This window comes from Corynebacterium sp. MSK012 (assembly GCF_030232435.1).
Taxonomy (GTDB): domain Bacteria; phylum Actinomycetota; class Actinomycetes; order Mycobacteriales; family Mycobacteriaceae; genus Corynebacterium; species Corynebacterium jeikeium_D.
Genome location: NZ_JASPJU010000003.1, coordinates 124,508 through 148,037 on the forward strand (window position 1 = coordinate 124,508; position 23,530 = coordinate 148,037).

Annotated in this window: 20 protein-coding genes; 12 read left to right on the forward strand and 8 right to left on the reverse strand. The window is 58.4% G+C overall.

Features of this window, described 5'->3' with window-relative positions:
* The first annotated feature begins 9 nt into the window (after positions 1-9).
* Together QP977_RS02825 and QP977_RS02830 are read left to right on the forward strand one after the other, a co-directional pair.
* Positions 10-1,362 carry a maltokinase N-terminal cap-like domain-containing protein gene (locus QP977_RS02825; RefSeq protein WP_070438715.1) on the forward strand — a complete coding sequence of 451 codons (1,353 nt, stop codon included), beginning with the start codon at positions 10-12 and terminating at the stop codon, positions 1,360-1,362.
* Between the two features lie 59 nt (positions 1,363-1,421).
* Positions 1,422-3,338, forward strand: a complete 1,917-nt coding sequence (locus QP977_RS02830; protein ID WP_070827323.1) for an ABC transporter ATP-binding protein — start codon at positions 1,422-1,424, stop codon at positions 3,336-3,338.
* A 55-nt stretch (positions 3,339-3,393) separates the two neighbouring features.
* Here the strand turns inward: QP977_RS02830 and QP977_RS02835 are convergent, their stop codons facing one another.
* On the reverse strand, positions 3,394-4,353 hold the full coding sequence (locus QP977_RS02835) for a diacylglycerol kinase (RefSeq protein WP_049189386.1): 960 nt from the start codon (positions 4,351-4,353) through the stop codon (positions 3,394-3,396).
* 224 nt (positions 4,354-4,577) lie between these two features.
* On the opposite strand from QP977_RS02835, the gene QP977_RS02840 reads away from it, so the two are divergent.
* The 3 genes from QP977_RS02840 to QP977_RS02850 all read left to right on the forward strand — a co-directional run bounded on the left by QP977_RS02840 (position 4,578) and on the right by QP977_RS02850 (position 9,726).
* Positions 4,578-6,272 carry an FAD-binding oxidoreductase gene (locus tag QP977_RS02840; protein WP_083324583.1) on the forward strand — a complete coding sequence of 565 codons (1,695 nt, stop codon included), beginning with the start codon at positions 4,578-4,580 and terminating at the stop codon, positions 6,270-6,272.
* Between the two features lie 622 nt (positions 6,273-6,894).
* Positions 6,895-8,478 carry a glycerol-3-phosphate dehydrogenase/oxidase gene (locus QP977_RS02845; protein ID WP_284847115.1) on the forward strand — a complete coding sequence of 528 codons (1,584 nt, stop codon included), beginning with the start codon at positions 6,895-6,897 and terminating at the stop codon, positions 8,476-8,478.
* A 96-nt stretch (positions 8,479-8,574) separates the two neighbouring features.
* A complete protein-coding gene (locus QP977_RS02850) occupies positions 8,575-9,726 on the forward strand; it encodes a MalY/PatB family protein (RefSeq protein WP_016423135.1) in 1,152 nt (383 codons plus the stop codon).
* A gap of 8 nt (positions 9,727-9,734) precedes the next feature.
* Here QP977_RS02850 and QP977_RS02855 read toward each other — a convergent pair whose 3' ends face one another.
* From QP977_RS02855 to QP977_RS02870, 4 genes are all read right to left on the reverse strand, one after another.
* A complete protein-coding gene (locus QP977_RS02855; protein ID WP_284847116.1) occupies positions 9,735-11,093 on the reverse strand; it encodes an acid phosphatase in 1,359 nt (452 codons plus the stop codon).
* A 280-nt stretch (positions 11,094-11,373) separates the two neighbouring features.
* On the reverse strand, positions 11,374-12,240 hold the full coding sequence (locus tag QP977_RS02860; protein WP_016423138.1) for a 3-hydroxybutyryl-CoA dehydrogenase: 867 nt from the start codon (positions 12,238-12,240) through the stop codon (positions 11,374-11,376).
* A gap of 187 nt (positions 12,241-12,427) precedes the next feature.
* On the reverse strand, positions 12,428-13,045 hold the full coding sequence (locus QP977_RS02865) for a hypothetical protein (RefSeq protein WP_048732750.1): 618 nt from the start codon (positions 13,043-13,045) through the stop codon (positions 12,428-12,430).
* The gene (locus QP977_RS02870) at positions 13,045-13,368 is read right to left on the reverse strand and encodes a putative quinol monooxygenase (RefSeq protein WP_038629105.1); all 324 of its coding nucleotides are present in this window, start codon (positions 13,366-13,368) and stop codon (positions 13,045-13,047) included. Before QP977_RS02870 ends, QP977_RS02865 begins: the two co-directional genes overlap by 1 nt.
* A 106-nt stretch (positions 13,369-13,474) precedes the next feature.
* On the opposite strand from QP977_RS02870, the gene QP977_RS02875 reads away from it, so the two are divergent.
* Positions 13,475-14,029, forward strand: a complete 555-nt coding sequence (locus tag QP977_RS02875) for a gamma carbonic anhydrase family protein (protein WP_005510604.1) — start codon at positions 13,475-13,477, stop codon at positions 14,027-14,029.
* Positions 14,030-14,091: 62 nt separating this feature from the next.
* Here the strand turns inward: QP977_RS02875 and QP977_RS02880 are convergent, their stop codons facing one another.
* On the reverse strand, positions 14,092-14,799 hold the full coding sequence (locus QP977_RS02880; protein ID WP_049170681.1) for an isochorismatase family protein: 708 nt from the start codon (positions 14,797-14,799) through the stop codon (positions 14,092-14,094).
* 171 nt (positions 14,800-14,970) lie between these two features.
* On the opposite strand from QP977_RS02880, the gene QP977_RS02885 reads away from it, so the two are divergent.
* The gene (locus tag QP977_RS02885; protein WP_070866664.1) at positions 14,971-15,948 is read left to right on the forward strand and encodes a DUF808 domain-containing protein; all 978 of its coding nucleotides are present in this window, start codon (positions 14,971-14,973) and stop codon (positions 15,946-15,948) included.
* 12 nt (positions 15,949-15,960) lie between these two features.
* Here QP977_RS02885 and QP977_RS02890 read toward each other — a convergent pair whose 3' ends face one another.
* Both QP977_RS02890 and QP977_RS02895 read right to left on the reverse strand, forming a co-directional pair.
* Entirely contained in the window at positions 15,961-16,497 is a 537-nt protein-coding gene (locus QP977_RS02890) for a YchJ family protein (RefSeq protein WP_172954619.1), read from the reverse strand.
* Positions 16,498-16,577: 80 nt separating this feature from the next.
* Entirely contained in the window at positions 16,578-18,011 is a 1,434-nt protein-coding gene (locus tag QP977_RS02895; protein ID WP_284847119.1) for a GuaB1 family IMP dehydrogenase-related protein, read from the reverse strand.
* Between the two features lie 152 nt (positions 18,012-18,163).
* Here QP977_RS02895 and QP977_RS02900 point away from each other — a divergent pair, with 152 nt between their 5' ends.
* The 5 genes from QP977_RS02900 to QP977_RS02920 all read left to right on the forward strand — a co-directional run bounded on the left by QP977_RS02900 (position 18,164) and on the right by QP977_RS02920 (position 23,529).
* Positions 18,164-19,414 (forward strand): glutaminase, encoded by a 1,251-nt coding sequence (locus tag QP977_RS02900; protein ID WP_070827335.1) that lies wholly within the window; start codon positions 18,164-18,166, stop codon positions 19,412-19,414.
* Between the two features lie 98 nt (positions 19,415-19,512).
* On the forward strand, positions 19,513-20,385 hold the full coding sequence (locus tag QP977_RS02905; protein WP_049192857.1) for a patatin-like phospholipase family protein: 873 nt from the start codon (positions 19,513-19,515) through the stop codon (positions 20,383-20,385).
* A gap of 295 nt (positions 20,386-20,680) precedes the next feature.
* Positions 20,681-21,205 carry a CBS domain-containing protein gene (locus QP977_RS02910; protein WP_049189374.1) on the forward strand — a complete coding sequence of 175 codons (525 nt, stop codon included), beginning with the start codon at positions 20,681-20,683 and terminating at the stop codon, positions 21,203-21,205.
* A 69-nt stretch (positions 21,206-21,274) separates the two neighbouring features.
* Positions 21,275-22,498, forward strand: a complete 1,224-nt coding sequence (locus QP977_RS02915; RefSeq protein WP_371441081.1) for an MFS transporter — start codon at positions 21,275-21,277, stop codon at positions 22,496-22,498.
* A 146-nt stretch (positions 22,499-22,644) separates the two neighbouring features.
* Positions 22,645-23,529 carry a hypothetical protein gene (locus QP977_RS02920; protein ID WP_070602914.1) on the forward strand — a complete coding sequence of 295 codons (885 nt, stop codon included), beginning with the start codon at positions 22,645-22,647 and terminating at the stop codon, positions 23,527-23,529.
* Position 23,530 lies beyond the last annotated feature (1 nt).

A 23,530-nucleotide genomic window follows, 5' to 3' on the forward strand; every position in this document is an offset into this window, starting at 1 on the left:
AGAACTAAAATGACTATTCCCACCGCCGAATTCATTGCCGAAGAGCTGGCAGAAACACTGGTCAAGATGCGCTTTTTCGCTGACAAGGTCTCTGACATCGACCACGTCGAGATCCTCGCGCTTGACCCCGTACTGCGCGACAATCCCGACAGTCCCGATGTCGATATCGCATTGGTGAGGGTGCACACCGCACATTCTGCACCGACCTATCAGCTGCCCATCGCTTGGGCGGAGGACGTCCCCGATGGCCACGAGCAGTCCCTGCTGGTTCGCGCCGAGGGCATCGTCGGCTACGACGCTCTGATCGATTCGGATGCCATCACAGCACTCGGCCAGAAGCTTTCCGACGAAGGCAAGCTCGGCCGCATGGAACTGCGGCGTGTGCCGGGCTCTGAGCAGCTCCGACCGGAATCCGGCCGCCCCATGGGAGTCGAGCAGTCGAACACCTCGGTCATTTTCGACGACCGCGTGATGTGCAAGTTCTTCCGTCGCCTCTACCCCGGTACTAATGCCGATGTGGAGCTGCTGGCCGCACTGGCCCAGGCGGATTGCAAGTTCGTCCCTGAGCTCTACTCCTGGGTGGAGACCACCATTGGCGAAGACACCTACACCACCGCCATGCTGCAGGAATTCGCACCGAACTCGGTCGATGGCTGGGAGTTGGCTCTTGGCGCAGTGCGCGATGCCATCCGCGACAGTCAGACCCCGCTGGAAGATTTGGGCACCGACTTTACATCCGAAGCGCGTGCGCTCGGCGCAGCAGTGGCCTCGGTACACAGCAGCCTCGCTGCCGCTGTCGCGGTAAAGGAGCGTCTGACCGGTGCGGAGCTGGTAGCCCCACTGCGAGCTCGCCTGGATTTCGTCGCTGGTGTTGTGCCACAAATTGCTGAGGTCAAGGATAAGGCTCAGGCTATCTTCGATCGCGCGGAGGCTGCGGTTCCGGAAGGTGGCGCCGTCGTCCAGCGAATCCACGGTGATCTGCACTTGGGGCAGGTATTGCGCACGCCGAGCTCTTGGCGCTTGATTGACTTCGAAGGCGAGCCGTCGCGCCCGTGGGAGGAGCGCCGGCTGCCGGATCACCGCCTACGCGATATCGCCGGCATGATTCGCTCCTTCGATTACGCCGCTCACTACCCGCTGCTGACCGGACGTGAAGACACCGAGGCGGCTACCGAGCGTGTTGAGCAGTGGGCTCGCCGCAATATCGATGCCTTCCTGGAAGGCTATGGCGACGCCAGCGACCCGGCACTACTGGAGGCGTTTGTGCTGGATAAAGCCATTTACGAGTGCCTTTACGAAGCTCAGAACCGCCCCAACTGGCTGCCGCTGCCGCTTGGTGCTGTGCGCTCGCTGTTAGGATAGGGCTTTTGTCGCAGTAATTTCATAGCGGGAGTGATCCTCCCGCAAGATAGAGGTCTTTCGTGCGTCTGCTCAGCAGAATCCTGTCCACTACACGAGTGCTCTGGCCTTTCTATATCGGGGTCATCATCTGTTCGCTGGCCACCGCCGCCGCGTCGTTGATTAGCCCCTTCCTCATCCGCGATGCCACCGACGCCATCGTCGGCGCGGTGTCCAGCGATGAAGGCTTGAGCCAGGCGGCGATGTCCGATACCACTCGCACGGTAATCTGGCTGGTCATCGGGCTGCTAATCGCAGATCTGACGCAAACCATCGTGCATAACATCGGTGGTTACCTGGGCGATGTGATGACTGCGCGCATGCGCGAGATTCTGTCGACCCGCTACTATGCAAAGCTGCTGTCGCTGCCGCAACGCTATTTCGACAGTCAGGTCACCGGCACAATTATCTCCCGCCTGGAACGCTCGATTACCAATATCACGCAGTTCCTCCAGGCGTTTTCCAACAACTTCTTCCCAATGCTGTTGACCGTCGGCGCGGTACTGGGCATCACCGCCTGGCACTACTGGCCACTGGCGGTGCTGTTGATTATCGTTTTCCCGGTCTACACCCTGCTGACCGCGCTGACCTCGAAGCGCTGGCAGAAGATTGAAGCGAAAAAGAACGAACAAATCGATATCGCCGGTGGCCGTTTTGCCGAGGTCATCGGCCAAGTCAAGGTTGTCCGCTCCTTCACTGCAGAGCTGCGCGAAATCGCTTTCTTTGGTTCCCGCTTCCGCCGCACCATCTCCCTGACCCGCGATCAGTCAACGTGGTGGCACCGCATGGATGCCCTTCGCGGGGGTATTTTGAACATCATCTTCGCAGGCATTTACCTGCTGCTTTTCCTGCGTACGCTGTCGGGAGAATTCTCCATCGGCACCATGGTCATGCTCATTCAGCTGATTAACATGGCGCGCCAACCAGTGACCATGATGAGCTTCCTGGTCGACGCTGCCCAACGCGCAGTCGCCGGTTCGCGCGATTACTTCAAGGTCATGGAGCTTACTCCAGAGACCCGCACGCAGCCGGAGCTGCTCAGTGCAGCGACCGCGAATAACGGCGACTTCGACTCCGCGTCCGTTGGTTCCACCGCAGACGCAGAGTCCGTCGACAGTGCCCACCGTTCCTCCCTGGAACGTGCAGCCGAACAGGAGGCAAATGGCGCTCCCATTGTCGACTTCGACGCAGTGGATTTTGCCTACGAAGAGGACAAGACGGTGCTCTCCAATGTCAGCTTCCAGGCGTACTCGGGCCAGAAAATCGCCCTGGTCGGCGAGTCGGGTGGCGGCAAGTCCACCATCGTCAACTTGCTGCTCGGCTTCTACGCCCCGACCGCAGGCCGCTTGAGCGTGCTGGGTTCGGATGTCTCCGAGGTTTCCGGTTCCACTCTGCGTGCTGGCTCTGCCGTCGTGTTCCAGGACTCGTCACTGTTCTCCGGCACGATTCGGGAGAACATCGCCTACGGCAAACCCAACGCCACCGACGAAGAAATCATTGCCGCCGCGAAGAAGGCCAACGCCGACGACTTCATCCGCAGCTTCGCCGACGGCTACGACACCACTATCGGCGAGCGAGGTCTGAAGCTCTCGGGTGGCCAGAAGCAGCGCATCGCCATCGCGCGCGCAATTTTGAAGGACGCTCCCCTGCTCATCCTGGACGAAGCCACTTCGGCGCTAGACACCAAGGCAGAACGCGAAGTTCAGCGAGGCTTGGACAAGCTGATGGAGGGACGCACAACGGTTATCATCGCCCACCGCCTGTCCACAATTTCCGATGTGGACACCATCGTTACGCTGCGTGACGGTCACGTCGACGAGGTCGGCGCACCCGCAGAATTGGCGCAGACTGACGGTATCTACGCCGAGTTGCTACGCCTGACGGCTTCGGCCTCGGCGGCGGATCGTCTGCGCCTGAAGAAATACGGCATCAAGGGGTAACGCGCCGTCGTCAAGCATGCAGGAAACGCTTGACGACGGGCACCCCTGCGCCCTTTTACGGACGGGGAACGATGTAGCGGCCAGCGCCCGGAACAATTTCGACGGTAACCGGCATCGGGAACATGAGGTCGCCGTCAGCGTAGGCATTCATCTGGCGTGGCGGGCCGATGTATTCCACGTAAGCCTTCTTGGCGCGGTAGGTGCTGACCTCCCCGATTTTTTCAACGGTGCCGTCGAACACGGACTTGAAGGCCAGGGCGGCCTTGATGCGCCCGGCCTTGCCGATGACAGTGATATCCATCAGTCCGTCGGAGTGGTCTGCGGACGGGCAAATCTTCATCCCACCGCCATAAGAACGGGTGTTACCGAAGGCGGCCAGCGTGATTGGATCTTCGAGAACCCGATCGTCATCCAGCGTGATGCGGAATGGCAGCGAGTGGAAAGCCAAGAACTCGCGGACGATAGCCAGGTTGTAGCGGTTGCGGCCATGCGGCCAGGTCATCTGATTGACGCGGTCGGAGACAATCGAGTCGAAGCCGGCACACATGATAGTGCCGAACCAGCGCTGCTCCCCCGCCTCATTGGTGATGCGGCCGAGGTCAGTGGTCGTCCAGAAGCCATCGGCGATAACGTGAGCGGCATCGCGAGCATTGCCACGCGGCAGATTGTATTCGCGACCGTGGTCGTTTCCGGTACCGGCCGGGATAATACCGAGGGGGATGCCGGTCTGTGCCTGCTCCTGCAGTGCGAGGTTAATCATGCCGTCGCCACCACAGACTGCCAGGGCATCAATTCGGCCGTCGGCGATGACCTCACGAATGAGCTTGCGGGCGTCGTCGGGGTTAGCACCTTGGAGAGCGATGACATCGATGCCGCGATCCGCGAACACCCGGCTCGCCCGGGCGGACGCAATCTGCGAGGCGCCATGACCCGCGTGGGGGTTAGTGACCAGAGCAAGGGTACGAATCTCAGTTGTTCCCAGCGGGTAGTTGAGATTCTTGTCGTTAGCGTTCATCGAAGAAATACCTACTTTTACGTGGGCTTTTGACCGGTCAATACTGGCCTTTATGGGAGTGCGTTAATGCATCTAACTAAAGCTTACCAAGATTGATTGACATTTTTTGAGAAAACGTAACGTAATACCGCTATAATAAAAGATGTAAAGATGTGCTTCCGCGCAAGTTACATATAATTCCGCAGTTCAGACTCGCAGCACCGATGCCCAAGGAGAAGCTCAGGATGTCTAACAAGCTCACGATTCCGTACCGCATGCGCTGGTGGGGCTGGGGTGTTGACGGCAACGACAAGCCAATCACCACGGCCAGCGAGAAGCTACTGCAACGCGAAATCGGTATGTCGTTGGACGCAAACAACCCGCCGCGCAACATCGCCGACGTCACCATCCCCAATAGTCGCCTCAGCGCCGAGGATATCGAAGCCCTGGGCGCTGTTGTCGGCGCGGATGCCGTCGCCACCGACCACGACACCCGCGTCAAGCACGCGGTCGGACGCTCCTACCCCGACCTGGTTCGCCTTCGCGCAGCCAAGCTCGATGTCGCCCCAGATGCTGTAGTGCTACCGAAAACTGAAAAGCATATCGAGGACCTGTTCAAGGTATGCGCTGAGCGCAAGATTGCAGTCGTCCCCTTCGGTGGTGGCACCTCGGTCGTCGGCGGCGTGGAGGCTGTTGACGGAGGCATGGGTAAGGCCATCGCAGTGTCCATGACCGCCTTTAACAAGATCATCGACATCGACAAAGTCGCTGGCACTGTCACCGCCCAGACCGGCGTTTTCGGCCCCGACCTGGAAAAGGAGTTGTCCAAGGCCGGCTTCACCGCTGGTCACTTCCCGCAGTCCTTCGAGTACTCCACTGTCGGCGGTTGGGTTTCCTGCCGCTCGGCAGGCCAAGAATCCTCTGGTTACGGTCGTATCGACCGCAACGTGATTGGCATGCGCGTCGTCACGCCAGCCGGCACCATGGAATTCCGCGACATGCCGTCGTCGGCATCCGGCCCGAACCCGCGTGAGCTTTTCCTGGGTTCGGAGGGCACCCTGGGCATCATCACGCATGTGACGATTGCCCTGAATCAGCGTCCACAAAAGGAGATGCTCTTCGACACCTACTTCTTCAACTCCTTTGAGGAAGCCGCCGAGGAGCTGCGCAAACTGGAGCAGAGCGGCAGTATCCCGCACCTAGCACGCATCTCCGACGAGAAGGAGACGCTGTTCGGCCTCACTCAGCTGGGCTCCGCCAGCATGTCCGAGAAGGTCACAAAGTACCTGAAGCTGCGTGGCATCGACACCCCGTGCATGGTGATTTTTGGCTTTGCGCAGACGGATCCGGTCGGCGCCCGCGTCACCCGTGAGCGCCTGGCCGCTCGCCTGCTGGCCAAGAAGTGCGTCCGCATGGGCTCCATCCCGGGCATGGCTTGGGTTAACCACCGCTTCTCCTCGCCGTACCTGCGCGATGTCATGATGACTCGCCGCGTCGGCGTCGACACCCTGGAAACCGCCACCACCTGGGATAACGCCGCTACACTGCGCCGCGAAATCGCCTCCGCAATGGAAGCCGCTGGCGAGAAGCACGGCACCCCGGTGTACGTCTTCTGCCACATCTCGCACATGTACGAATCCGGCTGCTCGCTGTACTTCACGTACTTCTTCCGCGAGACCGAGGGCGAGATCCTCCAGCAGTGGATGGACATCAAGACCGCGGCGTCGGAGGCCATGATGAACTTTGGCGGCACCATCACGCACCACCATGGCATTGGCCAGGATCACAGCCCGCAGTACTACGAGGAGAACACCGAGTTGTTCGCCAAGGTCATGCGTGCAATTAAGGACGAACTCGACCCTGCTGGCATCCTCAACCCGGGCAAGTTGGCTACCGGTCCGCACTCCTTGGAAGAGCGTTACGACGGCAACATGATTTAACCCTGTTGCCGCCAGCCTCCGCTAGCGAGCTAGACTGACCAGTTCGCTGGCGTAGATTGCCGGTGACGTTGGGCCGTCATAAATAAACAGTGAAACGTAATCGTCAAGGGTAAAAGATTCAAGTGCTGCGGTCATTGTCGCTGTCGCTTCTTCCTGGGATTCCAAGCGAAGATGCCCGGATAGTGGGATGGTCGGCTCAATCGGTGCGATTTCGTCCGTGCGACCGCAAACAGCGTGGCGTTTTAAATACCTAAGCGTGCTTTTCTAGTTACGACCTGTCTGGGGTGGCACGGACTGGAGACAGCAGCAACACATTTGCAGCGATGGTGCAATAGCAGCGAAAGCTCGGTTCATGGACTCAGAGCGGTTGGACGCTGGGTGCATAGCCATCGAGGTGTCTCCTTCCTTGTAATCCCGGGAAATGATTCGCAACTAAGAAAGATCTCTTGAATCAATATCCGTGCCGGTCGTTGATAATGAACAACTTAGTCTATTTCTAAGCGCCTTGCAATGGGGTACGCCCGAAATAGTTCACACTCACTACGCACTCCACAACTTCATCACTTACGCCAGATAGTTTCATCACTATCACCGTCTTCGGGAAAGTCGAGGAAGAAAGACTATGACTGCCACGCACGCTCCTCAGCGCGATCGCTCAGCTGCGGTTTTGAACAAGGCTCGTCGGCAAGCGGACTTGAATCGTCTACGCGAAGAAACCGCTAAGGGCGACATCCCAGATCTGCTGGTCATCGGTGCCGGTATCACTGGTGTCGGCATCGCTTTAGATGCAGCGTCGAGGGGTTTGAAAACCGTTCTCGTCGAATCGAAGGACCTCGCTTTCGGCACCTCTCGTTGGTCATCGAAGCTCGCCCACGGCGGACTGCGCTACCTTGCCAGTGGCAATGTCGGTATCGCTCGCAGCTCAGCTATTGAACGTGGTGCGCTGCTCGACGTCACCGCTCCGCACCTGGTGCATAACCTGCCACAGGTTGTACCGGTGATGGATAACTTTGCACCGTTGACCCGGGTTTTGCCGCGTTTAGGCTTTTTGGCCGGTGACTTTCTGCGCATTATCGCTGGTACCTCCGCCACTACCCTGCCGTTGTCCCGGACTGTCAGTTCCCGCCGAGTCAGCCAGCTTTCGCCGACCGTCCGTAAGCGCGACGTGAAATTCGGCTACGTCAACTACGACGGTCAGCTGCGTGACGACGCACGCTTGGTCACCACTATCGCTCGAACCGCCGCTAGCTACGGTGCAACTATTCTGACCCGGGTGCGCTGCGAGAACGCCTCTGGAACGAGCGCCACACTAATCGACGAGCTCACTGGCGATTCCTTCGAGCTGCCGGCTCACGCTGTGGTCAATGCCACTGGTGTGTGGGCCGCAGACCTAGCGACGAACATCAAGATTCGCCCATCTCGCGGCACGCACCTGGTTCTTGACGCCGCGAAGCTAGGCAACCCTACCGGCTCTCTGACGGTACCGGTTCCTGGTCACACCAACCGTTTCTGTTTTGTCCTGCCCGCAGAGCACAACCGCGTCTACATTGGCCTGACCGACGAGGATGCACCGGGCCCGATTCCGGACGAGCCGGAAGTACCGGAGGATGACATCGTTTTTCTGCTCGATGTCATCAACCAGGCCCTCGAGGTTCCGCTCACTCGCGACGATGTCATCGGCGCTTTCGCCGGTCTGCGTCCTCTCATCGACACCGGCGAGGCGCATACCGCGGATCTCTCCCGCGAGCACGCCTTATTGGAGGCCCCGAACGGCCTGATTTCCATTACTGGGGGCAAGCTCACCGAGTACCGTCTAATGGCGGAGCAAACCGTGGACAAGGTTGCGGAAAAGCTCGGTGTTTCGCTTGCTCCGTGCTCCACCCGCACCATCCCTGTGCTGGGCTCCGAGCCAGAGGAGCTCGACCGCGCTCGCACCGCTGCCGCTGCCGGCCGTATCCCGATGCCGCTGTTTAACCGCTACGGTGCCGAATCCTTCGAGGTCATCGAATCCTGTCCGCTCGACCGACCGCTCGACCCGGTAGCGGAGGGTCTCGATGTCACCCGCGCCGAGTTCGCCTGGCATGTGACGCACGAGGGAGCTCTCAGCGTCGACGATATTCTCGATCGCCGCACACGTCTGGGGCTGGTCAAGGCTGATCGCGAAGCTGCCCTGCCAGCTGCTCAGGAGGCACTGGGGCTGGCCTAGCGCTGGCCATTGCCGCGGCTGCTTCTGATGCGGCCGTAGCTACTGGTTAAAGCAGAGGTCTTCGGACTTCCCGCTTTTTCTGTATACACGGAAACTATGAGTGTAAATAACGCTGTCACTTTCCCCTCCCTCGATGAACTCCGCTCCCGCAGGACAGTCAAATGGACCGCATATTCACCGGACGTGCTGCCACTGTGGGTCGCCGAATCCGATGCCACAACCTGCCCTGCCGTCAGTGCCGCAATCGACGAGGCGTGTCAGCGCGAACAATTCGGATACCTCTCGCAGGACATCACCGCGCTTACAACCGCAACCGCGGACTTTTCTGCACAACGCTACGGATGGCGCCCGAACCCCGACAATATCTTTGCCGTCGCTGACGTCGTCCGCGGTGTCACACTCGCGGTTGAACGCTTCACCCGCCCCGATTCCGCAATTGTCGTCCCCACTCCCGCCTACATGCCGTTTTTCCAGGTAGGTCCCGCGCTGGGACGCGAGACAGTGTGCATTCCCACGCTTGCCGACGGCCCGGATCTCGGCGCCCTCGAACGCGCCTTCGCCGACGGTGCCGGTTGCCTAATCTTGTGTAACCCGAATAATCCTCTCGGCTTTACCTACTCCCCCGAAAAACTGCGTGAGATTACCGATTTAGCCGCTCGCTTTGGTGCGCGCGTTATCTCAGACGAGATTCACGGCCCAGTTGTTCTAGATGGCACTCACACTCCAACCGCGTCGGTGTCGGATACCGCGGCGGCCGTGACTATCACGGTGACTGCTACCTCGAAGGGCTGGAATACCGCCGGCCTCAAGTGTGCGCAAATCATCTTTAACGACGAAGATGCCAAAACCTGGCTGGAGCTGCCCTTCATTGTTCGCGAAGGCGCTTCTATTCTTGGTGTCGCCGCGACCACCGCCGCCTACCGCGATGGCGTGCCCTGGCTGGACAATTTTGTCGATGTCCTGCGCACCAACCGTGAGACTCTGCGAACACGTTTGTCCACTATTGCGCCACAGGCTCGCTTTACCCCACCGCAAGCATCATTTTTGGCGTGGTTGGACTTGGGTGACGTGCCTGGTGTTGACAGTGAGGACCCAGCTGCGTGGCTGGTTGAAAACGCCAAAATAGCACTCAACCCCGGCTTCGCATTCGGCGAAGGCGGGGTTGGGCATGTGCGGCTTAACTTTGCGACCTCCCCGGAAATCCTCGGTGAGGCCCTGGACCGTCTTGACGCGGCCCTGCGCTTGTAGTTGACGTTTTAGTTGGTGACAGTGACGCTGCCGTCGGCGTTGACAACAACGTTGGAGGCCAGAGCGCGAGCCAGGTTCATGCGAACGTGCTGGCCCTCACCGTCAGTGCGATCGAGCGGGTAGCCGGATGGGATTGCGGTCTGAGCGAGGACGGAGCTGCGCTGTTCCTCAGTCAGCTGCGGGAAGCGGGTCTCCAGCAAACCTGCGTACCGCTTCGGAACAACAACTGGCTCGTTAGCCGGGCCAACCTGCTTGAAGTCGTAGGTCATGCGTTCGGTGTACTGCTGAACGGCAGCTGCGGTGCTCATGTACGGAGTGTCCTTGGCAACGCAGTTGGCGATGGTGTCGCCACAGCGGTACTCGAGCTCCGTACGCAGCTCATCCATGGCTTCTTCGATGAGTGGGCGGAACTCTGGGTCTGCCCAACGATCAGCTGCGGCCTGGTTGCCCATCATGCGGCCGCCCATAACGTCCAGCGGGTAGTGGACGCCCATGACAAGGCGAGAATGACCAGCCTCGGACGCACGCGCCTGAATCTGCGGTGCAACCTCCGGCAGCATCATGGCCAGCATGGTTGAAGTCCATGCAGCCTTGTTGGTGTGGCCCGACGGGTAGGACGGGGTGGTCGAGTACGGGTCGTCCTGACCTTCGCGGTAGTAGCGCTCGATGCGCTCCGGCGCCACCACAAACGGGCGATCGTAGCCGTAGACGTACTTCTCGAAGAAGGTCGAGCTGACCAGACCGCCGCCGCGAGCAAGGTTGCCGGACAGCAGGGCCTTTACCTTCGGCAGGCGATCCTCGTCATAGGCATCACGGAAGTGCTGGCCCAGGTTTGCACCGAAAGCAGTGGAAATATTGGCCAGTGGGTCCAGGTAGTCGTCATCAAGAGCGAGTTCCTGTGCCTGCGGGTCATTCTTGGCAGCGTTGTTAATGCGGACGACCGTTTCGAGGTTCTGGTCCATAACCTCTGGGTGGTTCTTCTCCAGCTCCACGAAAGGATGCACAACGTAGAAGTAGAACCAGTTATCGGTGGCGGCATCCGACGGGTACGCGCGTGCAATCTGGTCCGGGCGATACGAGGTTGGCTTCGGCGCATTCGGGTCGGTGTTTTCACCGGAAGATGACGGCAGCGAGATGGAATCCGGGACCTCGAAGCCACCGCCGGGGAGCTTGATTCCCTCTGGAGCTGCCACATTAGCTGGAAGATCAGAAACAGAGTCCAGGCGGTTGCCGTGCTCGGCCAACGGGTTGACCGGAGCTGCCACGGCCGTTGCCGGTGTAAGCCCCATTACAACTGCCATTGCTGCGGTAGCAGCGCCGACGCGAGTACGTGTTGCAGTGCGCTTGTGCGGCTTCAAAGAAGACACTGAAGCATTCCTTTCCAGATTGCTGCGTGGGAGGCACCAGTTGTGAAGTGCTCTATAAGCCAAGGTCTGACAAAATCTTCACTTATGTTAAGCGCACTGTGAGGTTTCGGCGCGTTGAAAAGAAACAAGTTTTCAAAATGCTAGCGCCGATCGTGGGAGCTGTCCCCATCAGACTCCGGGTTTTCACTGATAAATGCATAAAAGAAACCGGTTGGCGGGAGAAACGCCCGTCAACCGGTAAGAACTCAATACTCGCCCCAAACGGGGCTAAAAGCGTGGACTACTTGGAGTAGTCGTAGAAGCCACGGCCGGACTTGCGGCCGAAGTGACCCGCCTCAACCATGCGCTTGAGCAGTGGAGGTGCCGCGTAAGTCGGCTCCTTGTACTCATCGAACATGGCATCGGCAATGAACTTGATGGTGTCCAGACCAACCATGTCGGCCAGAGTCAGCGGACCCATCGGGTGCGCACAGCCATTGACCATTCCGGCATCGATGTCTTCTGCAGTAGCAATGCCGTCCTGCAGCATGCGAATAGCGCCGAGGATGTACGGAACCAGCAGGGCGTTAACAATGAAGCCCGAGCGATCCTTAGCGCGAATGACGGTCTTGCCCAGCGCCTCGGAAGCGTACTCGTACGCACGCTCCGACTGAACATCACCGGTCGTCAGAGTAACGACATGCTCTACCAGAGGCAGAACCGGAACCGGGTTGAAGAAGTGCAGACCCATGACGCGCTCCGGGCGCTTGGTAGCTGCAGCAATGGACTGAATCGGCAGCGAGGAGGTGTTGGAAGCCAGGATGGCATCTTCCGACTCAACAATTTCATCGAGCTGCGAGAATACGCTGGCCTTTACTTCTGGGTTCTCCACGATGGCCTCGATGACCAGCTCACGGTCAGCGAAGTCTTCCAGCTTGGTGGTGAAGCTAATACGCCCCAGAATCTCATCACGTGCAGACTGCTCTAGCTTGCCACGGGAAACGGCCTTATCCAGCGACTTTTCAATACGGGCGCGACCGGACTCAAGGAACTCCTCCTTGGCCTCCCAGACCTTGACATCGCTACCGGCCTTCGCACAGACCTCAATAATTCCGGAGCCCATCTGACCGGCGCCGACGATACCTACTCGCGAGATACTATTTGCCATTGGCGTGTTTTCCTACCTTCTACTCTGGGTTATTAGCCAGCATTGTGCTTCATCCGAGTGCGCATTCGCTTGACGACGATCACAGCGCACTGGCTTTATTTACACGCTACTCACTTCCCCGGTTCCCCGGGCACGCTTTGCAGGACTTTTTACTTGAATTTCCCCCCCCACGAGCTTTGGGCAGCGGCTAGTACTGCATACGTTTTTCCAGCGCCTGCTGAATATCTTCCAGCTGCTGCTGAGAAGAGCGTGCCAACTCTTGCAGGTCGTTTCCGCCATGCTTTTCCAGCTCTTCCCACTGGCCGAGCATCTTATCCAGGCTGCCTTCCATCAACGTCAGATAAGCCATATCTGCGTGTGGCCCCTCCTCGTTCTCGAGGCGAGTCATGGTGGCGGTGTCGAGCTTGGTCTCAGACGGATCGACATCGACGCCGAGAGTCTTGACTAGCTGCGCTTCCTCTTCAGCAAAGATTGGCTCCGCCTGCTGCGCAATCTTTCGAGTCTCTTCCGAGACCGATTCCTTTGCAATTAGTGTCTGCGATGCTTTCTTCAGCGCCGCAGTATCTGCCGCCAGCTGAGCCAAGTTATCCCGAATGGCGGCAGTGGAGGCAACAGCACTCTGCTCCTGGCTTGACTGATTTTGGCTACCCTCCAGGGCTGCCTCATCGCTATCCCCACAAGCACTGAGACCAACGACGAGAGCAGAGGCCAGCACAGCGGAGCCAATACGCAGGCCACGCCCAATCAGAGAATAGGTGTCACTGCTGGAAGCGGCTGCGCTATCGCGAATGGTGTCTGAGGACATTAGTCGACCTGCAGCTCGCCCATGCGATCCCAGTCCTGCTTATCTGGCAGTACCTGCGAGACAATCTTCGGGGTCTCAGCGAGCAGCGGCTTCATCGCCTCCAGGCCCTTGGCGAAGTGCTCGGAATTGACGTGGGCTTCACCAGCGTCATCATCGAATGCCTCGACGAGGATGTACTGGTTGGGGTCTTCTACGCTGCGGGACCATTCAAACCACTTGTTGCCAGCCTCTGCGCGGGTGGCAGCGGTGAACTCAGCGACGTGGTCCATCCATTCGTCGGCAAATTCCGGCTTAACTTGGTAATTCACAACGATAAAAATCATGTCGCCCACTGTAGGCGCGTCCAAGCAGAATTGCACCCTTCGACGAATAGAGTTTCGCTGAGAATTTTTCTTACGCTGACCTCAGGTGACAGTTATATTGGTTTGTATGATGAACACTCCGCTCATTCTCACCTACCAAGATAAGACCCCACGCATTCATTCCAGCGCCTGGATTGCGCCCGGCGCGGTCATTATCGGTGATGTCGAAATCGGTGCGGATAGCTCCGTGTTCTACGGTTCTGTTCTCCGAGGAGACGTCGCACCGATCCGCATCGGCCAGCGCACCAATATTCAGGACAACTCCACAGTCCATGTCGACCGAGGTGTGCCCACAATTCTCGGCGATGATGTCACCGTCGGACACATGGCCTTGGTCCACGGCACCACGGTTGAAAATGGTTGCCTCATCGGCATGAAGTCCACCCTGCTTTCGCGTTCCCGTATCGGCGCTGGCAGCCTCATTGCTGCAGGTGCCGTGGTGTTGGAAGATCAGATTATCGACCCCAGGTCGCTGGCTGCAGGCGTTCCCGCCAAGGTGCGTCGTGAACTCTCCGCCGAGGAAGCAGAGGGCTTCATCGCCCATGCAGGGCGTTATGTGGAAACAGCGTCCAACCACCGCCACCTCCGCGAGGTCGACCTGGATATGGTGACTTTTAACTAGGCGGCTGCCGAGGCGCCTAGCTAAGCGGCTAGGCGGATTGTTTGACGGTCAGCGTCGCAGCACTACACCACTGTCGCGCCCGCCGCGGCCAATTCCGCTAGTGCAGCCTTGCCGCGCTCCGGGTCCACCGCCGCGACCTGATTGCTCAGAACACGAACGGAAAAGCCCTCCTTGAGGCCATCGAGCACTGTGGCGCGGACGCAGTGGTCAGTCGCAACTCCCACCACATCGATTTCTTCGATGTCAGAGGCGCGGAGAGCGTCGGCAAGCGAAACGCCAGCCTCCGTTGTTCCCTCGAAACCGGAGTAGGCGGCGGCGTACTCCCCTTTTGTGACATCGATACGCACAGCAGCGGGGTTGAGCTGCTCAAAAAACGCGATGGCGCGCTGCATGCCGGGGTGAATCTCTGCGCCCGGGGTACCTGCAACACAGTGTTTCGGCCAGGTATCGACGAAATCCGGGGTTTCAGAGAAGTGCGTGCCTGGGTCGATGTGATTGTCACGGGTGGTCGCAAGAACCGAGTACTTGTTAGCTGTGCCCGCAACATGCAGATATGTAGCGGTGTACGCTGCCTCAGCACCGTCGACGGCAAGTGCGCCACCCGCGGAAAAATCATTCTGAGCGTCGACGACTACCAGTGCCATGCGGGGACGCGCCGGGCGCTGCTGTTCCTCGGAGCGGGTTTCGTTGCTGGTGTCTGCCCCGGTGCCAGCGTTGTCCGAGTTGTCCGCATTGACCTGTCGGTAGATTTCGGAGAAGGAAGCGTTCATGGCCTATATCTTGCCACGTGCCCACGTTCAGAGGAGCACGTGAACTATCGACCGGACATCGACGCCCTACCGACAACACAGAGTCAATCCGGGAAAGCGGTTAAAATTGCTCCGGTAATTCTTTGATACGACGACGGCTCCTGGTCGCGTCCTCCAATACAGGAGGTTTTTATGGCAGGCGGACTTGTCGCGCTGCTTGACGACGTTGCCACGATTGCACGCGCTGCAGCGGCAACAACAGACGATATTGCGGCTGCGGCCGGCAAGGCTAGCGCTAAAGCCGCCGGTGTTGTGGTTGACGACGCTGCGGTGACGCCTAAATTCGTCGAGGGTGTCTCACCGAAACGCGAGCTGCCGATTATTTGGCGTATCGCCAAGGGCTCCTTGGTCAATAAAATTGTCATTATTCTGCCGATTGCGCTGCTGCTCAGTCAGTTTCTGCCTTGGGCGCTGACGCCGATTTTGATGCTCGGTGGCTCATACCTGTGCTTTGAGGGCATGGAAAAGGTCTGGGAGAAGATTAAGCACCGGATCTCTCCCGATCAGACTGAGCAGGAACGGATGGAGGCGGCGACCAACCGCACACCGAAGAATGAAGATTCGCTGGTGAAGTCTGCAATTTTCACCGACTTAATTCTCTCTGCGGAAATCATGGTGATTTCTCTCAATGAGGTCGCTGATCAGCCGCTGCTCAACCGCGCGCTGATTCTTATCGTGGTGGCACTCATCATCACGCTTGCGGTCTACGGCGTGGTGGGCTTCTTGGTCAAGATTGATGACATTGGCCTGCACCTGCAGTCCAAGGAGTCAGCCGGTATCAGCAAGTTTGGTACGGCACTGGTCAAAGCCATGCCAATCGTTCTGAACACGATCGGCATTATCGGCACGTTTGCCATGTTGTGGGTCGGTGGCCACATCATGGTGGTCGGCCTCGACGAGCTGGGCTGGCATCTCCCCTACCAGCTGGTCCACAACCTTGAGCAGCTGTTTACCGGTGGCTTCCTCGGCTGGTTGGCCAACACCACCGGCTCACTGATTTTCGGCGCCATCTGGGGAGCAATCATTGTGGCGATTGTCGCCGTGCTGCCATTCGGCCACGGCAAGCACAACAAGTCTGACGAGGAAAATGCAGCGGAGGCCTCTGCCTAACAAGTCTGACGCTTAGGAGTACGTGACCTCGCCGTCGACGTAGACCCAACGTCGCGCACGACGAACAAAACGAGAACGCTCGTGCATCGTGCCGACACCGTCATGGTCATGAAAGGCCGCTTCAAATTCCACGATGCCTTCGCGGTCATCCTCGCCACCATCGACAGCGTTGATGATGGTGAGTCCTTCCCATTCCACACCGTCATCGACATTGATAACTTCCGGGCGGTAGCGCGGATGCCACGTCCGCCAGATGTAGTCCGCCTCGTGGGCAGCGTAAGCGCTGTACCTCGCGGCCATCAGCTCAGCTGCGGTCACTGCCTCCCGCTCACCGCGGTGCAGCGGGCCACAGCACTGCCCGTAGAGTCCCCCACCACACGGGCACAAATCGGAATCAGTAACGCGGGCGCGGGCGAAAAATGCGTTCCCGCTTCCTGCTCTAGCACCGTTTCCTGCTACCAATCCAGACTCCGTTACAGCACTGTTTTCTCTTACCTGCCGACCCATAATCGCCAGCCCCTCCCCAATCTTGCACGTGGTACTAAACACGTCCTAACAACGTCTTTACATACCTACCAATTGGCCCGCAGCACCGCTAGTCGGCTTAGCCCCGAGAGGCTTGACGACGGCTACCGCGTCGCCCTCGGCATTCCTTCCGCAAAGCCCGCAGCGGATTGAATTCCCACCACTGCCCGCTCAGCGAACTGCTCGATGGTGGCCGAACCCGCGTATGTGAACGAAGAACGTACGCCCGAGATAATGCGATCGATCTGGTCCTCCACGCCTTCGCGGCCTGGCTCCAGGTAGATTTTCGCAGTCGAGATGCCCTCTTCGAACATCTCGCGCCGGGCCTTCTCAAAGGCCTCTACCTGTGCATTTCGGCTCTCCACCGCACGGTGTGAAGCCATGCCAAAGGACTCCTTGAACATGCGCCCGTCGACGTCCTTTTGGACATCCCCTGGGGACTCGAAAGTACCGGCAAACCACGAGCCAATCATCACGTTGGACGCACCCGCAGCCAACGCAAGCGCAACATCGCGAGGATCCTTCACCCCACCGTCAGCCCAGACATGCACGCCGCATTCACGGGCGGCTGCAGCGCATTCGAGCACGGCAGAAAACTGTGGACGCCCAACTCCGGTCTGCATTCGGGTTGTGCACATCGCACCCGGACCGACGCCGACCTTAATAATGTCGGCTCCCGCCTCCGCTAGGTCGCGAACACCATTGGCGGTCACGATATTGCCAGCGGCAATTGGCACAGGTGGGTTGAGCGCGCGGACTCGTCGTAAAGCACGGAGCATCGATTCCTGATGACCGTGGGCGGTATCGACAACGAGCACGTCGGCACCTGCGTCGAGCAGTGTCTTCGCGCGCCCTTCAACATCACCGTTGATGCCAAGCGCCGCACCGACGCGCAGCTTGCCCTCCGCGTCGACAGCCGGCTTGTAAAGCGTCGCCCGCAGCGCGCCTTTACGCGTGAGGATACCCACCAGCGCGCCATCGGCATCCACCACCGGAGCGAGTTTGCGCCCGGATGCGGTGAGCTGGTCGAAAGCGTCACGGGGCTCAATATCGGCCGGAAGCGTAAATAGCGAAGTGGACATGAGCGTCCCCACCTGCGCAAAGTTGTCAACGCCCGCCAGATCACGGCCGGTAATCAGACCAACCGGTTTGTTGTCTTCCACCACCACTGCCGCACCGTGCGCGCGCTTCGGCAGAAGATGGCGCGCATACCCCGCGGTGTGGTGAGGCTTGACGACGATTGGAGTGTCGAAAACCAGCCCAGCGGACTTGACCTTGCGGATGGTCTCAGCAGCAATGTCAGCTGGGACGTCCTGCGGCAGGATGGCAATTCCGCCTCGGCGAGCGGTGGTTTCGGCCATCCGGCGACCGGAGATGGCCGTCATATTGGAGACGACAATCGGAATGGTTGTGCCGGTGCCATCATCGGTGGCTAAATCGACACCCATGCGAGAGCCGACGGATGACTTTGACGGCACCATGAAGACATCGCTGTAGGTCAACTCGTAGGGCGCGGACTGATTGTTGAGGAATTTCACACACCCCAGGATATGCCGATTTTTCCGGCGCGCACGGTGAGAGTGCACAGAGGTGAGCATCAGTGGCTGACCTCGCCTGGTGTAGGTTCGAACGGGACTCCATTGACTCAACCGGGATTTTTCAGCCCAGGAAAGATGCTTAGCAGAATCTGATGAAAACGCCGATCAAAGATTACTTGTCCGAAATCGTCGAATCCGTCCGCCCCGATGAGTCTGGCGAGGTAGCGGACTATATTCCCACCCTTGCCCAAGCTAATCCCGACCGCCTCGCGCTTGCTATGACCACCGTGTCAGGGCGCACCTATACCGCTGGCGACACCGATACTGAATTCACCATTCAGTCGATGTCCAAGCCCTTCGCTTATGCCGCAGCCATCACCGAGCACGGCACAGACAAAATCGACAGCATTGTGGGCACCGAACCTTCCGGTGAGGCTTTCAACGAGCTGTCGCTGGAGCAGGGCACGCACCGACCAAAAAATCCGATGATTAATGTCGGCGCACTGGCCATCAACCAGTTCGTATGCCAGCCAGGTGCCAACTGGAAGACTCGCACGAAGCACATGGTGGAGCTTCTCTCGACTTTGGCTGGCCGTAAGCTTCGCGTTGACTACGATGCCTATGAATGCGAAATGGACACTGCCCATCGAAACATGTCCATCGCACATATGCTGGCAGCTTACGGTTTCATCGAAACCACGCCCCACGATGCTGTCCGCGGCTACACCGCACAGTGCTCCGTGCTGGTCAACACTCGCGATGTCGCCATGATGACCGCAGTGTTGGCCAACGGTGGCGTTAACCCGGTTACCAATCAGACTGTGCTCGGCCGCTCGGTTGTTCGCAGAGTCTTGTCCGTGATGGCTATTGCCGGCATGTACGACGAGGCCGGTGAATGGTTTACCGACGTCGGGATTCCCGCCAAGAGCGGTGTCGCCGGCGGCTTGCTGGGAGCGCTGCCTGGACAGGCGGGGCTCGCAGCCTTTTCGCCGCGATTGAACGACCACGGCAATAGCGTCCGCAGCATTGCCATCTTCCGGAAGCTCTCCGAAGATTTGGGTCTTCATCTCATGGATGCCGATGCGATTGGTTCGCGTGCGCTGCGCGGTACACGCGTCAGCAATGGCCGCTCGATCATCGAGATTCAGGGCCCCGTCAACTTCACTGCGGCCGAGATTGTTCTCAACAGGTTGGCGACTTCCACACCGTCGGAAAGCGAAGTTGTCTTCGACGTCAGCCGCGTTGGCGTTGTCAACCCGGTGGGACGCACGTTGATTCTGGAAGCGATGCGACGTCTGAGCCACGAGGGCAAGGAGATCTTGTTCTACGACCCGGAGGGCGTACTGCCTAACCCAGATATGGGCGAGGGGCTGCTGCCGGTCATCCTCCAGGATGCGCCGTAAACTACGCTAACCGAAATCCAATATGGTGACGTTCGGGTAGTCTTGAACGATCGTAACGCCCGAAAAGCAGCAGCGCGAGAACAACCGGAGGGATGTAAATGCAGGTCAGCGATGTAGCATTAGTCTTCGAGGGTGGAGGGACTCGCAATAGTTACACGGCACCTTTCGTCGAACGGTTACTTCGCGAGGGCATCGATGTCGGCTGGGTCGGTGGCGTAAGCGCCGGCGCCTCTCACGTGGTCAATTACCTTTCCCGGGATATCCAGCGCTCTATAAATAGCTTCACTGACTTCATCGCGCAGCCGGACAGCAGTGGCTGGCGCCCAATGTTGCGCGGACGCGGCTACTTCGATGCCGAGTACATCTACGAAGACGCGGGACTTCCCGACGGCGCCATGCCCCTGGATTACGAGACTTTTAAGAACAATCCAACTCCCTACCGGATTTCTGCTGTCCGAGCGGATACGGGCGAGACCATCAACTGGGGGCCAGACGATATCCCAGATCTACCTACGCTGATGAAGTACACTCGCGCCAGTTCGACGATTCCGGGTGTCATGCGTATGCCCTATATTGATGGCGTTCCGTTCGTCGACGGTGCACTGGGATCATCAGGTGGCATTCCCATTAATGCCGCCGAAGCAGATGGTTTCAAGAAGTTCCTCATCGTTCTGACTCGCCCGAAGGGATTCCGCCGCACCGCCCCTAAGCGCCCACAGCTACTGCGCCAGATTTTCCGCAGTAACCCGGTGGTGGCTGAGCTGCTTATCACTAGACACGAGCGCTACAACGCTTCTCTCGATTGGGCTGCTGAGCTTGAACGAAAAGGCCAAGCATATGTTTTCTACGCCAATAACATGAGCATCACAAAGGCGGAGCGGAGGCGGTCGAAGCTGCTGCACAACTACGAGCTCGGCCGGGCGCAAGCCGATGCCGAGTGGCCAGCAATTCGAGAGTTCATGGGCTTATAACTTCCGCCACCTTTAGGAAGCTTTTCGTTCATTCCTCTTTACTGTGTACGTAACCTTGTGTTAACCTTTGCGTAGCGAACAACCTCGTTAGGTAAGGCTCCTATATCCACATAGGCCGCTACCCTGCACTTCATCGAGAGTTTCGAAAGCCTCTCGAAGCAAGGTTCCACCTCAAGTGGCCACCTTTAGTTACGGCATTACATTGCCAACACTCTTAGGCGGGGAGCCATAATTTTTCAATCAACAGAAATTCCCTCCTAGCAAAGGAGCTGGGATACCTGGAAAAGGATCCACAATGACACAGACACAGAACACCATCGCCAACTTCTTCAAGCCGAAATCTTCAATCAGCCCGTACAGCCTCCTGCCTGACACCGTAAGCATGCACATGACGGATTCTTACATTGCGCTGCCGGAGGACATCACTGTCGGTGAGGCACTGAGCACCTACGCAGCCGAATTTGCTGGTCTCGATGACGATACCTGTGTCTTCCTCGTCGACGATGAAGGCTACCTGACCAGCGATATTACGCTGAAGGAACTCCGTGAGTACGCCGACCGCGATGCCTACATGAACACCGTCGGCGCCCCGGTGAAGGTCTTTGTCAAGCCCGAGGATCCAGCTGCAATCAGGGCTCGCCAGCTTATTGACGGGCCCCTCAGCGAGCTGCCCGTCGTCCGCAGCGGCAAGCTGGTAGGTGTCCTCACCGACCGCATCTCTGAGCGCATTCTTGGCAGGACAAAGGCAGCTAAGAAGTCAAAGAAGTCCAAGGGATTCTTCTCGCCGATTACCGCGTTTTTCGGCGCCGCCAATAACTAGGGCGACTAACTTGGGTAGACGACCCGAGTGACTCAATAGGCCAGCTAGCGTTTGTTAGCTGGCCTATTGTTGTTACCACACTGTTCTATCCCCACAGATGAGAGCCCTCAGGAGGCAACCGTGATACGAGACTGGATTCGGGTAGCCCTGGGCATGTTCGCGGTTGCGTTTGGAGCCAACCTCTTCGCACCACTCCTGCCCGCGTATCGAATAACCGATGCTCTCAACCAGTCCCAGGTCACCTTTCTCTTCGCCATCTACGTCGCAGGACTCATCCCCGCACTACTCATCTGCGGCCCACTTTCCGACCGGCTCGGCCGTCGCGCCATCATCCGGCCTGCACTCATAACCTCTGCCGTTGGCTCAGCCGTCCTACTCACCGGCATCTGGTTCCACTTCCCATCACTTCTGGTAGGACGTCTTATCATCGGCATTTCGATGGGCATGGTAATGGCCGCCGGTGCCTCGTGGATCAAAGAAATTGTGCCCGTCGCACCTCAAATTTCTGCCCGGCGCGCAACCGTTGCACTCTCCGCCGGATTCTCCCTCGGCCCCCTGGCTTCAGGGTTGGTCGCAGAATTCACTCCGCGCCCTGATGTCATCCCCTATCTTGTTCATCTCGCACTGTTGCTTAGCATCACACCACTGACATGGAACGCCTCCGGCGGATTACCGGCGGCAGGGCACAGCGACTCTCCGCAACGGTTCTTCTCCTCCGCCACTCTAAGCCCGAGGTTCCTGTGGGCAGTCGCCGCTTGGGCACCGTGGGTCTTCGGCGCTGCATGCACATCCTTCGTCGTCCTGCCGACAATCGCCGAATCCCGCTACCCCATCGCCTTCGCAGGACTCATCGCCTGCCTTACGATGGGCACCGGTGTTCTGGTGCAACCACTGGTCACTCGCATCAGTTCCAGCAGCTTTATCCCACCAGCTATTTTCGGTCTTGGCTTAACGACGGTCGGAATGCTGCTCAGCCTTATCGTCGCACTCACCCAGAATGTGTGGAGCGTTTTCCCCGCTGCTCTGGCCCTCGGTGCCGCGTACGGCGTGATGATGGTCTCCGGCCTCCGCGAAGTGCAAATTATCGCACCGCCAGCCGAGCTGGGCGCTGCGACTGCTATCTACTATTCGCTGACCTATGTTGGTTTCTTCGCTCCTTTTGTTATTTCCTTCGCGGCACCGAAGTTCGGGTTCGTGCCCGTTTTCATCTTCGGTGCGATTATTGCGTTGGTATCCACGTACCCCGTGGCAAAGGTTGCACAGTCTGCGGTGAGGTCCGACGGAGCGTCGTGAAGCAGACGCGACTGAAATTCTTGATATTGGGAAGCGTGCTGAGGCGAGCTCTTGTATTCTTTCTTTCACAAAAGATTGGCTCCGGCTCAGGACATCTGATCAGGTTGCATAGGTTGTTGAAATTCAGCTCGATGGAATGAGGAATCATGAAGCAGCGCAGCTCTGGAATGTGGAAGAAAATTGCGACAACCGTCGTCGCAGGTTGTACAAGCGCCGCCCTGCTCACCGCATGCGGCTCGGGGGAAGAAAGCAGCAATGCCGGTGGCGAGGCAGGCAAAGAGTCGACCAGCAAGATGACGAAGGCAGACGGGTCAGCTCCAGCTGCAGCCGAAGATCAGCTCCTGCTCACTAATGAAGTTCAAGGTGTGGACTTCTCCAACAACAGGATTAATGGGTACAAGGACGCAATGGAGATGTTTTCGGAGGATTCTTTAGATATAGAGCCGGCCGAATGTGCCACTTTCATCAAGCCAACGGAAGAATTGGAGCGAGCTGTCAGTTCTTTCGCTAACTTGGACGCGGAAAAGGTCACCATCGCTGTCTCAGTATTGAAGAACCCTCAGACCTACCAGGAGTACACAGATGTTCTTAACAAGTGCTCTGAGGTGACCGCTTCGATGGATGCTTCCGACCTCGTAAACGAATCCATGGAAGGCCAGGAACTTCCTCCTGAGGCGCAGGAGATGCTCAATGACATGGATATGACAACCACCATGAAAATGCACCGGGAAAAGTGGGAGCCGGATCTTTCCGTCAAGCCAGATGAGCTCACTGCACACGCGACAGTTGTGGACATTAGCTCCGGTGGCACTAATACTGATGCCACCAGCTACGACATTGTCGGCGTTGTCAATGGCGTGATGGTGATGGTGTCCGCTGCCCCGATTCCAGACGTTCCATCAACCGGCGCGGAAAATGCGACACAACCGATGGAACTTGCACAGGCGACCCCAGAGTCCAAGGAAGCGGCAAAGAAGCGCGCCTTGGAGGTCTTCGATGCCCAGGCAAAGAAGATTATGGACGCCGCTTAGT